At 30.9% G+C, this 14,486-nt stretch carries 13 protein-coding genes; 8 read left to right on the forward strand and 5 right to left on the reverse strand.

Features of this window, described 5'->3' with window-relative positions; translation table 11 throughout:
• Positions 1 to 4 precede the first annotated feature (4 nt).
• Positions 5 to 907, reverse strand: coding sequence for a carboxypeptidase-like regulatory domain-containing protein (locus tag ACE193_RS19750; RefSeq protein WP_375559936.1), 903 nt, complete (start codon positions 905 to 907; stop codon positions 5 to 7).
• Between the two features lie 10 nt (positions 908 to 917).
• Positions 918 to 1,829, reverse strand: coding sequence for a carboxypeptidase-like regulatory domain-containing protein (locus tag ACE193_RS19755; protein WP_375559937.1), 912 nt, complete (start codon positions 1,827 to 1,829; stop codon positions 918 to 920).
• Between the two features lie 284 nt (positions 1,830 to 2,113).
• Between ACE193_RS19755 and cysS the strand changes: the two genes are divergently transcribed.
• The 7 genes from cysS to ACE193_RS19790 all read left to right on the forward strand — a co-directional run bounded on the left by cysS (position 2,114) and on the right by ACE193_RS19790 (position 7,136).
• On the forward strand, positions 2,114 to 3,625 hold the full coding sequence (gene cysS, locus ACE193_RS19760; protein WP_375559938.1) for a cysteine--tRNA ligase: 1,512 nt from the start codon (positions 2,114 to 2,116) through the stop codon (positions 3,623 to 3,625).
• A gap of 505 nt (positions 3,626 to 4,130) precedes the next feature.
• The gene (locus ACE193_RS19765; RefSeq protein ID WP_375558679.1) at positions 4,131 to 4,574 is read left to right on the forward strand and encodes a helix-turn-helix domain-containing protein; all 444 of its coding nucleotides are present in this window, start codon (positions 4,131 to 4,133) and stop codon (positions 4,572 to 4,574) included.
• Positions 4,575 to 4,685: 111 nt separating this feature from the next.
• Entirely contained in the window at positions 4,686 to 5,069 is a 384-nt protein-coding gene (locus ACE193_RS19770) for a helix-turn-helix domain-containing protein (protein ID WP_375559769.1), read from the forward strand.
• Positions 5,069 to 5,791 carry an IS3 family transposase gene (locus ACE193_RS19775; RefSeq protein ID WP_375563372.1) on the forward strand — a complete coding sequence of 241 codons (723 nt, stop codon included), beginning with the start codon at positions 5,069 to 5,071 and terminating at the stop codon, positions 5,789 to 5,791. Before ACE193_RS19770 ends, ACE193_RS19775 begins: the two co-directional genes overlap by 1 nt.
• 41 nt (positions 5,792 to 5,832) lie before the next feature.
• Positions 5,833 to 6,267 carry a hypothetical protein gene (locus ACE193_RS19780; protein ID WP_375558687.1) on the forward strand — a complete coding sequence of 145 codons (435 nt, stop codon included), beginning with the start codon at positions 5,833 to 5,835 and terminating at the stop codon, positions 6,265 to 6,267.
• A 20-nt stretch (positions 6,268 to 6,287) separates the two neighbouring features.
• On the forward strand, positions 6,288 to 6,872 hold the full coding sequence (locus tag ACE193_RS19785; RefSeq protein ID WP_375558686.1) for an IS630 family transposase: 585 nt from the start codon (positions 6,288 to 6,290) through the stop codon (positions 6,870 to 6,872).
• 48 nt (positions 6,873 to 6,920) lie between these two features.
• The gene (locus ACE193_RS19790; protein ID WP_375559939.1) at positions 6,921 to 7,136 is read left to right on the forward strand and encodes an integrase core domain-containing protein; all 216 of its coding nucleotides are present in this window, start codon (positions 6,921 to 6,923) and stop codon (positions 7,134 to 7,136) included.
• A gap of 65 nt (positions 7,137 to 7,201) precedes the next feature.
• Here ACE193_RS19790 and ACE193_RS19795 read toward each other — a convergent pair whose 3' ends face one another.
• Positions 7,202 to 8,287, reverse strand: a complete 1,086-nt coding sequence (locus tag ACE193_RS19795; protein WP_375559940.1) for an AAA family ATPase — start codon at positions 8,285 to 8,287, stop codon at positions 7,202 to 7,204.
• A 74-nt stretch (positions 8,288 to 8,361) separates the two neighbouring features.
• Complete coding sequence (locus tag ACE193_RS19800; protein ID WP_375559941.1) at positions 8,362 to 9,696, reverse strand: DUF4350 domain-containing protein; 1,335 nt, start codon at positions 9,694 to 9,696, stop codon at positions 8,362 to 8,364.
• A 208-nt stretch (positions 9,697 to 9,904) separates the two neighbouring features.
• On the opposite strand from ACE193_RS19800, the gene ACE193_RS19805 reads away from it, so the two are divergent.
• Positions 9,905 to 10,441, forward strand: coding sequence for a YqiA/YcfP family alpha/beta fold hydrolase (locus tag ACE193_RS19805; RefSeq protein WP_375559942.1), 537 nt, complete (start codon positions 9,905 to 9,907; stop codon positions 10,439 to 10,441).
• Between the two features lie 130 nt (positions 10,442 to 10,571).
• Here ACE193_RS19805 and ACE193_RS19810 read toward each other — a convergent pair whose 3' ends face one another.
• Positions 10,572 to 14,459 carry a SpoIIE family protein phosphatase gene (locus ACE193_RS19810; protein ID WP_375559943.1) on the reverse strand — a complete coding sequence of 1,296 codons (3,888 nt, stop codon included), beginning with the start codon at positions 14,457 to 14,459 and terminating at the stop codon, positions 10,572 to 10,574.
• Positions 14,460 to 14,486: the final 27 nt, after the last annotated feature.

Consider the following 14,486-nt stretch of genomic DNA (forward strand, 5'->3'; position numbering starts at 1 on the left):
TTGGTTAAAATATATAACCTAAAGTCAGATTAATTTCTTTAAAATCTTGTGTGGTTTGGCGATAGGAAATGGAAGTATGAATTTTTCTTTTGAAGTCTTTAGTTATATTTGCTTCCCACGCCCAGTAGTCTTGCCAGTAGAATGATTTTGCAGAAATTGCCCCTATGTATTTTATTCTTTTTGATAAACCTAAGCGAATCCCATAGTTATCTGTTTTGTTGTTTTCTATTCCTGTTTTAGAAAATATTTGATGACCTATTCCATAAGAAAGAGAAGTTTTTATAAATTTCAAATTACTACTACTTCCTATAAAGTGAGTAGTTATTCTATTTTCTGTTTCTGATTTATTGAAAGTAGTTTGTTGAAAAATATAATACATATATCGCCCTATTGCATCTGTTCCAAATCCTCCATAAAAATCGGAATTACTTTTAAAGTTGGTACTATATCCAGCTCCTAATAAAAAGTATTTTCTATTCTCCTGTTCTTTCTTTGAGTAGAAACCTTTGCTTATCATAATTCCATAAGGATTATAAAAAATTCCACTCCAATAATTTATATCTAAAGATCCTTCATAAACAGCAATGGTTTTTGTTGTAAGTATGCAATCCATGTCAGAAAATAAAAAAACTTCGCCCTTTATTGCAAGTATTACAGAAGCCTTCAACTCTAATGGGGTCATATTATGACGTTCAAAAATTAAAATAGTATTTTCGTCTTTAACTTCAATTATAAATTTTCCATCAATATCTGTTACTGTTCCTTGTAAAGTATCTTTTACTTTAATTATTATTCCTATCACAGGTTCTCCATAATTATCAATTACTCTCCCACTCACAGTAATCTGCCCAAAAACAGAATAAGAAATTGACAAAAGAAAGAGCATAAAAAGTATAGATTTTTTCATAAGTTTTTGGTTAAAAAATATATCCTAAAGTTAGATTGACTTCTTTAAAATTTTGTGTGGTTTGGCGATAGTTTATATCCGTGTTAAATCTTAATCGTCTTTTATAACGAAATTTCTTATTCAGACGAATATCCCACGCCCAGTAGTCTTGCCAATAGAGAGATTTAAAGTAAAGAGTACCTACATATTTTATAGATTTTGCAATTCCTATATTTGCCCCCCAGTTTTTTTTCAAGTTATTTTCTATACCTTTTCTTTGAAATTGTTGATAACCTATTCCGTACATAATGCCAAAATATTTAACTCCACTACTACTTTCTAGCAGGTGTGTAGTAATGCTACTTTCTGTTTCTGCTTTATTGATAGTTGTTTGTTGAAAAGTATAATAAATATGTTGTCCTAATAGGTCTGTTCCTGCACTACCATAAAAATCTACATTATTTTTAAAATTAGTACTATATCCTGCTCGGAATAAAAAATATGTTCTATTCTCTTGTTCCTTATTCAAGTAGAAACCTTTACTTATTATAATTCCATAAGGATTATAAAAAATTCCATTCCAAGAGTTTATTTTTAAAGGTGAGACATAGACAACTCTCACAACTCCCACGCCTCTATATGTACAGACATTTCTTGATTTTAATGTAATTGTTGAGTCATTTATAATTTTATTTGCAATAAATTTTTGAGAATCACGACCAGCAGAAGAAAATATAAGAGAATCATTTTTGCTCTTTACTTCTATCTCAAAACTTCCAGTATTAGTAGTAGTTGAATAGGTAGAATCAGAATTTTTGATAGCTACTGGACGTAAAATAGGTCTTCCTAGTGCATCAACTATTTTACCCTTTACACTAATCTGCCCAAAAACAGAATAACAAATTGAGAAAAGTAAGAGCATAAAAAGTATAGATTTTTTCATAGTTTAGTGTACTAAACCTATAAGGTTTTCAGAAACCTTATAGGTTTGAAAGTTAAGATTTATTAATAGTTTTCCTAGATTACGCAACTTTAACCTCAAAACGCTGCAAAAATATTTCTGCAACTGGAATTTTTTTGTTACTACTTGGTGTTTTTTGGTAACTTTGTTATTGTAAATTATTTTTGAACCGTCAACGAGGCATAAAGCCGTCGTTGAGGTAATAAACTCAAATCCTCGTTGACGGCAACGCCTCAACGACGGTTAATTATATTAATATCTTGTCAATGAATCCTGAAAAAGACCTTCTACTCTATAATACACTTACTCGCAAACGAGAAAAATTCGAACCTATTAGTGCGCCATTTGTCGGCATGTACGTTTGTGGTCCTACGGTTTATAATGATGTGCATTTGGGAAACTGTCGTACATTTACGTTTTTCGATGTCGTTTATAGATATTTGAGTTATTTGGGATACAAAGTGAGGTATGTTCGTAATATTACCGATGTAGGTCATCTGACTGGTGATAGTGATGAAGGCGATGATAAAATCTCTAAACAAGCTCGTTTGGAACAGGTTGAGCCGATGGAAGTTGTTCAGCGTTATACTAATGGCTTTCATGATGTGATGTTGGAGTTGGGAAATATTCCACCAAGCATTGAACCTACTGCAACAGGGCATTTGATAGAACAGATTGAGATGGTAAAACAAATCCTTGAAAATGGATTTGCGTATGAGTCGAATGGTTCTGTTTATTTTGATGTCGTAAAGTATAACGAATCCCACAATTATGGAAAACTCTCTGGCAGAAATATCGAAGAGCAACTAGAAGGACAAGGAACACGAAAATTAGACGGACAAGAAGAAAAGAAAAATAATGTAGATTTTGCCATTTGGAAAAATGCAGACCCTTCACATTTGATGCAATGGGATACACAATGGGGAAAAGGATTTCCAGGGTGGCATTTGGAATGTTCTGTAATGAGTACAAAATATTTGGGTGATGAGTTTGATATTCACGGTGGGGGAATGGATTTGCAGTTTCCTCATCATGAATGTGAAATTGCACAAGCTGTTGCCACAACAGGAAAAGAGCCAGTAAAATATTGGTTGCATTCGAATATGCTCACTATGAACGGTACAAAAATGTCAAAATCTTTGGGAAATGTAATTATGCCAGAAGAGCTTTTTACAGGAAATTCAGAGCTTTTGACAGAAGCCTATTCACCAATGGTTTTTCGCTTTTTTATGTTTCAAACGCATTACCGTAGTACGATGGATATTACCGACGATGCTTTGAAGGCAGCCAAAAAAGGCTATTTTAAGCTAATGAATGGAATTAAAAATGCAAAAAGTCTAGACTATCCTAGTGAAATTGAATTAAATATTGATGAAAAACAAGAAAGCGATATTCAAAAATCTATAACTTCTGTTTTTAGAGGAATCAATGATGATTTTAATACAGCCAAATCTATTGCAGCTTTGTTTAATCTTGTCAAGAAAATAAATATGCTTCACGCTGGACAACTTGATTTTTCTCAAATCTCTAAGGAATCTTTTGATAAACTGAAAAGTACATTGATTGATTTTACAGAACAGGTTTTGGGAATAAAAGAAGAGTTGCCACAAGGCGAGCAACTGCTCAAAGAAATGATAGCTACTTTAGTAGAAATGTATAAAGAAGCAAAAGAAGCTAGAAACTACGAAAAAGTAGATTATTTGAGAAGCAAAGCAAAAGAAATCGGTATTGTCTTTAAAGATATGAAAGACAGGATTGATTGGGCTTATGAGGAGTAAAAATCAATTAAAAATTATGACCTGCAAAAGCAGCATAGTTAATTAAAAAATGCCTTTAAAATATTTATATTTTGAAGGCATTTTTTATGAAATAACAATGATCAAAATAAAACATATCTAAAAAAATAGAAAGAGTAAGTTTAAACTGTTAAGGAATAGAAATTAAATAAAGTACTCATTTAGAAGTAGTAAGTCATTGGCATTCAGTGTATTATATTTTTAATCTTTAATTAGCTTCGCTGCTTTAGCAGGTCGTAATCATTTCTAAGATACCTTTTGAGGAGGCAGACAGATTGTGATGACCTATAAATATAGGATTTTCGTAAAAATAAAATTTTATGGGAATTTTATTTGCTTTTGATGATTTTATATTGATTGAACAGAGTTTTAATCCTATTTTTAGAAAATTAAACAAGTTTTGTTTTTTAGTAAAATATATTTTTATTAAATTTATTTATATAAGTAGTTAGACAAAATTATTAAATATTTTTTTTATCTTTGTTTTATGAGAGGAAAAAAACGTTTTATTAGTTTGAGTATAGAGGAAGTATCTTCCTTAGAGCAAGGTTGGAAAGAAGGTAAATCATCAACTTTCCGTACTCGTTGTCATTACATTCTTTTAAGCCATCAAGGAAAAAAGGTTAGTGAGATAATGGATTTTTATCAAGTTACTCGCCAATTAGTTATTCGTTGGTTTAATCGGTATGAAAAAGAGGGCATAGCAGGATTAGAGACGAGTAAAGGACAAGGTCGTCGCCCTATTCTTCGTATAGATAATGAAGAAGAAATGAATAAAGTAGAATCTCTAGTTGAAGCCAGTCCTCAAAGTTTGAAAGTAGTTGTTTCTCAATTGGAAGAGGAATTGGGTAAATCTATGTCAGTCAAGACTTTAAAAAGGTTGCTTAAAAAAAAAATGGTGTTGGAAACGCTTCAGAAAAGTAACTGTTAAGAAACCTGACCCTGTTGTATATGAAGAAAAAAAACGTAGTTTAGAATTTCTCATTCTTTTATTTTTAGCAGGTGTGTCGTCCTAATATAGTGTTACACAACTAATTTTATTATGGAACGTAAATATGTTAAACGTACACAGAAAGACTACACCATGCAATTCAAACTTCAAGTAGTTAAGGAAATTGAACAAGGTCTTTTTACAGTCACTCAAGCCCAACGGAATTATGGTATTCAGAGCCGAAAAACAGTTGTGAATTGGCTTGATAAATATGGTAATTTTGATCATTCTTATAAAGTAATTCGTCCTATGAAAACAGCAGAACAACGTTTAATAGAACAAGAACAGGAAATTCGTCATCTAAAAAAGCAAAATGCTACTTTACAAGAAGAGCTATCTACTTTAGATAAAAAGGCTATTTTGTTTGATATGATGATTGATTTAGCAGAAAAGGAATATAAAATTCAGATACGAAAAAACTCCAAACCCAAGTAATTAGTTCATTTAGTGAACAGCATGCAACAAGTATAAGTAAAACCTGTAAATTGCTTGGGATAACTAGACGGGTGTATTATTACTCTTTATTGCGAACGAAAAAATGTAAAGAGTTGGCTCAAAAAGTAGTTGATTTAGTAAAAAAGGTTAGAGCGCAAATGCCAAGAGTTGGTACTCGTAAACTCTATCATATTTTAGAAGCTCCTTTGAAAGCCTTGAAAGTGGGACGAGATAAACTATTTTTTATTTTAAAAGCTAACCATCTTCTTATTTTACCTAAACGGAGGTATCATGTTACTACAAACTCACTTCATCGTTTCAAAAAGCATAGAAATTTGATAGCAAATTTGAAAATTGAACGAGCAGAGCAAGTTTGGGTAAGTGATATTACTTATGTTGGAACAAGGGAGAATCCGATGTATTTAGCATTGGTTACAGATGCGTATTCAAAAAAAATAGTGGGTTATGATGTTTCTAATAGTTTAGAAACAGTTGGTTGTTCAAATGCTTTGAAAATGGCATTGAAAAACAGAAACTATCCTTTACGAGAACTAATTCATCATTCAGATAGAGGGGTTCAATATTGTAGTGATGAATATCAAACTATTTTAATTAAAAACCGTGTTCGTTGTAGTATGACAGAATGCTATGACCCATACGAAAATGCTGTTGCAGAACGTGTGAATGGAATTTTAAGTAGTTATATGCTACAATTTTGTTAGATTTGATTTTTTATTTCAAAAAACACAATTTTATATTTCTGATGCGTTTTATAGCTCCCCTAAGTATTTTTCAAGAACAGGAACTTCGTCGTTATTTATCTAGTAGTGATGTAAAACTCTTACCAAGAGAACGTAAACGATTTAGTTCAATTTGTTTGAGTTCCAAACATAAGTTTACTATTAAGGAGCTTTCAGCACAATTTGATGTGAGTGAAAATAGTATAAAAAGTTGGTTTGATAGGTACGAATCAATGGGCTGTTTGGGGCTTTTAGATAAAAACATGGCTCATTCTCAAAGTAGTTTAGCTACTGAAAATGCAGAAATTATTTTAGAAGCTGTAAAACAAACACCTCAAAATTTAAAAAGAACCGTTGTTTTATTGAAAAAAGAACATCAAATTGAAACTAATCCTTCTATTCTAAAACGTTTTCTTAAAAAAAAAAGTGGAGTTGGAGACGAATACAAAAATCGCTAAAATCTCAACGAGATGAGTGGATGCACGACTTTTTTAAGAAAGAGCTTGACTGGTGGTTAAAAGAAGAAGAAAAGGGAGAGGTAGAAGTGTGGTTTAGTGATGAGAGTAGTTTTCATCTAAATCCTAATAGTATGTATGGTTGGCAAGAAAAGACTTTGGAGACGCTTAAAAAAGTATTTTTACCTGCCAACCGTGCTAGAGGAGCAAATATCTTAGGATTTATGCGAACTAATAATGAAAGCGAATTTTATGAATTCTATCAATCTATGGATGCAGATACGTTTATTGCTTGTGTAAATAATTTTATTGAAAAACGAGCAAAAGGGCAGAAAATACTCTTGATTTTAGATAGAGCGACCTCTCACAGCAATCATAAAGTAGATAAAGCAATAAAAAAGTGGAAAGAAAAAAATGTATTTATTCAATTCCTTCCTTCTTATTGTTCAGACTTAAATTATATTGAAATGTTGTGGAAACATATTAAGCATTATTGGTTAGATATAGCAGCTTGGACAAATGTGAAAACGCTCCAAAAGGCTGTTTTAGATATATTAGCTCAGTTTGGAAAAGAAAAAGAATATACTATAAATTTTGCACCCTCTTAATTAAAATAGCATTATTAATAAGAGAAAATCAAAAATAACAAAATTGTTATGAGCAACTACTTAAAACAAGAGTTTTTATTGGACTCACAAATAACTTATTTGAAGTTTTTACAAAAAGTGGTAAAACAAAGTGTGGAAATTTATAATACAGAAAGACCTCATTGGTCGCTCTACATGCAAACACCACAACAAACACATCAAGAGGAAAACATTCGAATAAGAACGTATAAAAAAGAAAAATCAGACAATCTAAAGACTGCCTGATCTATATTTAATTTATCTAAAAACCTGTAACACTATTTCAGGACTAGACATATGAATTTTGAAATTTACCTAGGCACATCTAATTTCTGTATCATTTCTTTTACCAAATCTTCGCCTGTAAGTCCTTCCATTTCTCGCTCTGGTGTTATCATAATACGATGCCCTAAAACTGGATAAGCTACTTCTTGAATATCCTCAGGTGTTACAAACATACGACCACGTAAAACAGCCATTGCCTTCGAAGCACGCATAATAGCAAGTGATGCACGAGGAGAAGCTCCTAAATAAAGTGAGCCATGATTTCTAGTTTGGTATGTAATTTCGGCAATATAATCTAAGAGTTCGTCTTTGATATGAACCTCTTCTACAATCTTACGACACGCCAAAATATCTTCACCTTTCAAAACAGGATTTACAACTGAAATATCATTTTGAAGTTGATTTTTAAATCTATATAGAATCTGTTTTTCTTCACTTAGTGTTGGATAATCCAAGCTAATACGGAACAAAAAACGGTCTAACTGCGCCTCAGGCAAACGGTATGTTCCTTCTTGTTCAATAGGGTTTTGAGTAGCAATGACAAAGAATGGAAGTTTCATTTTGTGTGTCGTTCCATCAATGGTTACTTGGCGTTCTTCCATTACCTCAAAAAGTGCTGCCTGTGTTTTGGCTGGCGCACGGTTTATTTCATCAATTAAAACGATTTGAGAAAAAATAGGACCTGGTGTAAAATTAAATTCGGCTTCTTGAAGACTATAAATAGTTGTACCCAAAATATCAGTCGGCATCATATCAGGTGTAAACTGAATTCTTGAAAAATCAATCGACAAAGTACGAGCTAATAATTTGGCTGTAATCGTTTTGGCAACTCCTGGAACACCTTCTAAAAGTACGTGTCCATCAGCAAACAAACTTACCAAAAGCAAATCAATCATTTCATCTTGACCAATAATTACTTTATGAATTTCAGATTTTACTTTTGAAACAGATTGATAAATAAAATCTAACTGTTGGTTGGAAGAAGATGTAAAACTAGATTCTTGCCCAGATTCTGGGTTAAAGTTATCATTTGTTTGTTGAGTTGTTTCTGCTGATTGGAAATCTGTATTTCCAAACTGATTTTCGGATGAGTTTTCTGAATAATCTTGCATAAATAAAGTTAGAAGTTAGATTTTAGAAGTTAGAAATAAAGTGAAAATAACTTCGTAATTTTTAATTGAATATTTTATTTACAATTAGTATAAAATTCTTGAATTTGTGTATGTATTTTTCGTAAAAGCCATTCTGAAACCTCATGTTGCCCGTTTACTTTTTGAATATCACTCAAAAGTAAATCTATAAGTTCTCTATTAATACTTGAGCGTTCAGAAAGTTTTTTTCTAAAGTCTTCGTCTATATGTTGTGTATTCATGTGATAATGAGTACGTATATAATCAAAGAAAAGACGAATTTTGAGTTGTGAAAGGCGTTTATGGTCTTTTTGTAGATAATAAAGTTGTCCCACTGTTTTTGTAAATTCTAAAGAAGTATTTTCTTCTTTTCGCAAAATTGGAATAATACGTTGCATTCTTTTTCCTCTAAAAATGACAAACAAAAAGGCAGTTACGAGCAATGTATAATACCCCCATGCAAAGGATTCTTGTGCAAGAATATAACTCAACGGACTAGGAGAAATATCTCGCCCTGTATATTCTCTTGGCTTGCCTCGTTTGTAGCCATGAGAGCGTTCGTCCCACAAAATATCTCCTTCTGGAAGGTAAGATAAAGCTCTTTCTACATATTTTTTTCCATCTTCTTGAATAAGATAATAATTAGTAAAAAGAACAGGGTTTTTATGAAAATAAAAATATCCTTTTCCATGTTTTACACGAATGAAATTAGTCTGATTTTGATTTTCTTCTTCATAACTTTCTTCGTCAGTATAACCTTCATAGTTGTTGTATTCTTCTATAATAGATTCTTTCTTCAAAAAACCCAGTATTTCATACTTATTTGTTTCCACCAAATCATTCTCATTAAAATAATTCCACGAAGTACCTACGGATTCATTTCTTCTTCTATAATTAAATTTAAAATTAGATTGGTTTTGAAGATTAGAGTTTATAAAATTAGTAGAGATAATCGAATCATACACATAATCATAACCTTGATATTCCAAATCCAATAATGTAAATAAAGTATCAGGAACACGTTTTGCCATAAAAAAAGCTGTATTTCCTTTCTCTACAAACTCCATTAAAGAATTTACTTCATCATCTAACAAATTAGGTTGGTTTCCAAAAAAAACATAAGACATTGGAGATTTTTTATCTTTTATTTCATCTTCTGCAAGTTTTTCAGTTAATAAATTTTCTACAAACACAAATTCTTTATCTGTTTTATACCCCTTCAATAAATTAATGACCATATAATTATTGTAGGGTTCTTTACTTTGTGTCTCATAATCTTCATCCCAGTTTATGTATTGGTTTTGTAAGTAGGCATACAAGAAAAACCCAATAGGAATCAATGCCAAAACACCTAAAGTGATAATAATATTTGTGAAGGTTCTTTTTTCCATGAGTCTAATTTGTTGATTTCTAAACAGAAAGGCTATGTTTATATTCTAATTTAAAATCTTATTTTTATCTCTCTAATTATAATTTCAAAGCTAAATTTACTAAAAATAACGTAATTAATTCGATATTGACTTACCTTTGTGAAAAATCTTTATCAATTCTTCTTCCTACTAATCATTTAGTACACCTCTTTAAATTTATTCAAATAAAATGAAAACGCTTTATTTACACGGTTTAGATAGTTTTTTGACAGATGAAAAACGAGTTATTTTAGAAAAATATACAAACAATCTTGTAGCTCCATCAATAGATTATCGCAAAGACCCTTATACGATTCAGACTTTATTAGAGCGTTATAAAAGTGAATACGAAAATGAAAAAATAGAGCTTGTCATTGGTAGTAGTATGGGAGGTCTAACGGCTTATTATTTATCGTGGTTTTGGCAAATTCCGTGTTTGGCGTTCAATCCTGCACTGCCTTATAGAAGTACGATTCAAGAGTTACCTGCTTTGCCTATTACCATAAATAATGAAAAAAATCTACGTAGAGAATATTTGCGTGTTATTTTGGGAAGGCATGATGATACTATTAATCCTTTTGATACATTGCCAATTTTGATGAGCGATATGAATGAAAATGAACCCTTATCTATTCACCTTCGAAATGATTTAGCACACCAAATTCCGTTTTCTATTTTTGATGAAGAATTGAATTACTTTTTTGAGAAGGTAGGAAAGAAGGATTAGATATTGGGAATTAGTAATTGGATATTAAAGATTAGAAAATAGAATAATTTTGGACATATCATTCAACACAGACTTAGTTTCTGATAAACTTGTATTACTTCTAACTTCTGAAATCTAACTTCTAAATTTATTATACTTCTATTCCAATAAAAGTAATATCATCTCGTTGTTCAGCATTTTGTTGATGATTAATTAGCTCATTTTCCAATGTTGTTATTTGTTCTTTAATTGTAAGAGATAGTGTTCTTTGAATAAATTCAGCTACTTGTGTAGTTCCAAATTTATCTCCTTGTGGATTGTTTTGGTCAGGTAACCCATCTGTACTTAGGTAAATTCTTGATTTTTTATTGAGTGATAAAATGTGTTGTTCAAAATTGTTTTGATTGCGTTGTTTTCCTCCTACTGATTTCCGTGTTCCTTGCAAACGTTCTATTTTATTTTCTTGATTTTCATTATAATCTACGTAAAATAAAGGGCGTTTTGCTCCAGCAAAAACTACTTCTGTTTTTTGATTATCAAAATTTATTCTACACAAACAAACATCCATTCCATCACTATTTGCATTTTCGTCTTGACGCAATGCTTCTATAAATTGCTCATTGAATTTATCCAAAATAAGTGAAGGTTCATAGATTTTTTGTATTTCTACAATTTCTGTCAATAATGAACTTCCTATCATAGACATAAACGCCCCTGGTACGCCATGTCCTGTACAATCGACAGCAGCAATAAAGAAATAATCTGTAGTTTGACTTGTCCAATAAAAATCGCCACTTACAATATCTTTTGGTCTGAAAATAATTTGATAATCCTCATTTGAAAGACGGAATGGCTTTTCTATTTTTTTCTCACTTGGCAAAATTGCTTGTTGAATGGTTTGAGCATAACGAATGGAATCCGTAATTTTTTGATTTTTTTCGTTGATAAGTTGATAGGCTGAAGAGTTGTCCAAGGCAATCGAAACATAAGAAGCCAAAGAACGTAAGAAAGTTAGTTCACGCTCTGAGTACGAATTTTTCTTGAATGATTGTACCGTAATTACACCCAACGATTTGTTTTCTAACTGAAGAGGTAAATAAATAAATGATAAAGGAATATTACCTTCTTGTACTTCTGCTGTTTGATATTCATAATTTGCTTCTTCTATTTCTAAATCATTAATGATAATCTCTTCCAAATTAGTAAGACAGCGAACAGAAAAGGTATTTTCTTTTAAAGAATTAAAATGATAAGGTAACTTTTCTCCTTTTTCTATAAAGCCTTGAAAGTCAATGCGATGCTTAGACTCATCAAAAATTCCGATACCAAAACCATCAGCAGGCATAAGTGCATTGACATTTTGATAAACTGATTGTATGAGATCTTCAAAATTTAGAATAGCTGTTATTTCTTGTCCAATTTCAGATAATAATTGAACATTTTTGTAAGCTTTTTCGACTTCTGCTTTTTGAATACTTAGACTTGTATTTAGTTGTGTTTGATTTTCATTTTGTGCCTCTATTTCTTCTTTTTGTTGGTTGAGTTGAAAGTTTTGTTGAACAATCTCTTCATTGCTTTCCATTAATTCGGCTGTACGCTCTTTTACTGTATCTTCTAACTTTTGATTTGCCTTTTTGAGTCGTTGTGTATTTATCCAAACTAATCCCCAAACAAATAAAGCTGCTAAAATAACATAAATTAAATATGCCCACCACGTTCTGTACCAAGGAGGAAGAATTTTGAAAGAATAAGTTGTTATTTCGCTTTCTGTTTCATAAATATTTTTTGTTTTTACTTTAAATTTATAATCTCCTTCATACAAATTGGTATAAGGTTTTTTGCTTTCACTTGTCCAATTCGAAAATTCTTTATCATAACCTTCTAATTTATAACTGTACTGAACCCCCTCTTGAAAAATAGTAGCAGCAAAATGAAAGGTCAAAGAATTATTTTCATAAATAAAAATAGGAATAGCATTTTTAGGTTGTTTGTCTAATGATAAATCTTCTTTATCAGTATAATTTCCTCCAAAAAATAACGAATCTTCTCCAAAAAACACCTTTCTTATAATTGGTTTTGGAATTTGATTATAATCATAGTTTTTTGCTTTTTGAGGATAAAAACGATACAAACCTTCACTTCCTCCCATCCAAACTGTATTTTGCTCATCTACAAATAAGGCTTGTGGAGACATAGAAGGTAGTCTTAAAAAAGGTTGGGTAGTTTTGGTAAACTTTCCATTTTCTAGATCTATTCTACTAGCCATTTGTGCAGAATTGATTTCTAAAACATAAGCTTGATTTGGCTTTACAGAAAAGAATCGAAAAATTTGAGATTTTTTTTCGTTATCATTTCTAAATATAGAATAGGGTTCTGCTTTACCTTTTTGGTCATTCCATTTATACACTCCATCTCTAGTAGTTATTATAAATTCTTGTTTGTTATTGTAATAAAAAACTTGATTTTCATTCATTTCAGGCAATCCCCTGATGGTGTCTATTTTAGTCAATTTAGAAAAGATTAGGGAGTCTTTTGAAAAAGGAATGTAATAGATACCATCTTGAATACTGCCAAACCAAAACTTATCTTTATTTTTTATAATAGTTCTGATTTCTAATCCTTTTATAGGAAAAGTAGTTATAAAACCTGCTTTATTATTAGGCTTCAATTCCAATACAGAAATTGCTCCTTTGCCTGCTAAAATAATTTTATTTTCATGGAATTGATGAATAACATTTGCTGAGTTAGATTCAGATAAAAAAATGGCTACTGAATCTTCAATTTTATAAAGTTTATTTTGAGAAACAGCATACAAACCAATTTTTTCTGATATAGTTATAGGTTTTATGTCCCAACAAAATCCTTCAAAACCTTTTACTAAAGTAAAATTATCTTCATTTTTATTCTTTGTATAAAGTCCTTTTGCTGTTCCAACATATAATCTATCTTTATATTCTTGCAACGACAAAATGCTTCCTTCTAATTCTTTATTTGACCAAAATCTAAAAGGAGTTTGAAATTCTACCTTTACAATTCCGTTGTCGGTAGCCAGCCAAATATTTTCATCTTTATCTTGAAAAGAAAATGGAACAGTAGAGGTAGAAAGTCCTTTAGTCTTATCAATATGCTTAATTATTTTTCCTTCCTTAGAGAATAAATAACCACCTTTGAAAATGGTAGAAAGAAAAAAAGTTCCATCTTTTAGTGTTGTGAGATGATAGGGTAAGGTAGTTGTACCTGTTTTGATTTCGGTGGCTATTTGGCTATTGGTCTGAAAAGGTTGAAGTGTTTGAGTGGAAATAGTGAAAGTAAATAAATCGCTTTTTTGAGTAATTAGCAAGATGGTATTCTCATCTAGATGAGCTGTTCCTACTATAGCATTTGCTTTCAAGGCTTCTGTTCCATTTATAGATTCAGGTTGTTTTCCTTCTTCTTTGAGTTTCATCAAACCCTGTTTTTGTTTGACAAAGTAAAAATATCCATCATTTATTATAGCTCGTATTTGTGTATTTGTTATTTTCCAACTCGCAAACTTTTTTGTATTCCAATCATATCTAAACACTCCAACAGAGGTGTGAAAATAAATAAAATTTTTATCAGGGTAAATTCCCCAAGTATCTCCCAAATCATTTATATCTTTCCACTCTTCTATTTTTTTTAAAGAATCAAATAAATTTTTTGCTAGGCTCACAAATTTCATTTCTCCCAAAGAATCAGCTTTTAAATATCCAAAGTTTCCTTTTGTTCCTGCATATATTCTACCTTTTTCATCTTTGCCTAAAGAACGGATAACTATTGCTTCAGGAATCGAAATATTTCCCCAGCTTACTCCATCATAGGTGTAAACTCTACCACCAGAAAAATACATTACTCCATTATTATCTTGTTCCACAGCCCATATTTGAGGATGTCCATCATAGGATTTAGGAGAAAAAGAAGTCAAAAAAGGGTTGCCAATATCTTGCACTTCTTGATTTTGAGCAAAAGCAGATAGAGAGAAATAAGAAAATAAAAGTATAGAAAAAAATAAGTATCTCATTATAAATAAAGTAGAAAAATGAGGAGT

It is taken from the genome of Bernardetia aquimarina, assembly GCF_042180575.1.
GTDB lineage: Bacteria > Bacteroidota > Bacteroidia > Cytophagales > Bernardetiaceae > Bernardetia.

Bases quoted from the DNA above. Each gene is read 5' to 3' on its own strand.
- ACE193_RS19755 (WP_375559937.1), bottom strand. From the start codon at position 1,829: ATGAAAAAATCTATACTTTTTATGCTCTTACTTTTCTCAATTTGTTAT.
- ACE193_RS19765 (WP_375558679.1), top strand. From the start codon at position 4,131: ATGAGAGGAAAAAAACGTTTTATTAGTTTGAGTATAGAGGAAGTATCT.
- ACE193_RS19790 (WP_375559939.1), top strand. From the start codon at position 6,921: ATGAGCAACTACTTAAAACAAGAGTTTTTATTGGACTCACAAATAACT.
- ACE193_RS19800 (WP_375559941.1), bottom strand. From the start codon at position 9,696: ATGGAAAAAAGAACCTTCACAAATATTATTATCACTTTAGGTGTTTTG.
- ACE193_RS19795 (WP_375559940.1), bottom strand. From the start codon at position 8,287: ATGCAAGATTATTCAGAAAACTCATCCGAAAATCAGTTTGGAAATACA.
- ACE193_RS19785 (WP_375558686.1), top strand. From the start codon at position 6,288: ATGCACGACTTTTTTAAGAAAGAGCTTGACTGGTGGTTAAAAGAAGAA.
- ACE193_RS19780 (WP_375558687.1), top strand. From the start codon at position 5,833: ATGCGTTTTATAGCTCCCCTAAGTATTTTTCAAGAACAGGAACTTCGT.
- ACE193_RS19750 (WP_375559936.1), bottom strand. From the start codon at position 907: ATGAAAAAATCTATACTTTTTATGCTCTTTCTTTTGTCAATTTCTTAT.
- ACE193_RS19805 (WP_375559942.1), top strand. From the start codon at position 9,905: ATGAAAACGCTTTATTTACACGGTTTAGATAGTTTTTTGACAGATGAA.
- ACE193_RS19770 (WP_375559769.1), top strand. From the start codon at position 4,686: ATGGAACGTAAATATGTTAAACGTACACAGAAAGACTACACCATGCAA.
- cysS (WP_375559938.1), top strand. From the start codon at position 2,114: ATGAATCCTGAAAAAGACCTTCTACTCTATAATACACTTACTCGCAAA.
- ACE193_RS19810 (WP_375559943.1), bottom strand. From the start codon at position 14,459: ATGAGATACTTATTTTTTTCTATACTTTTATTTTCTTATTTCTCTCTA.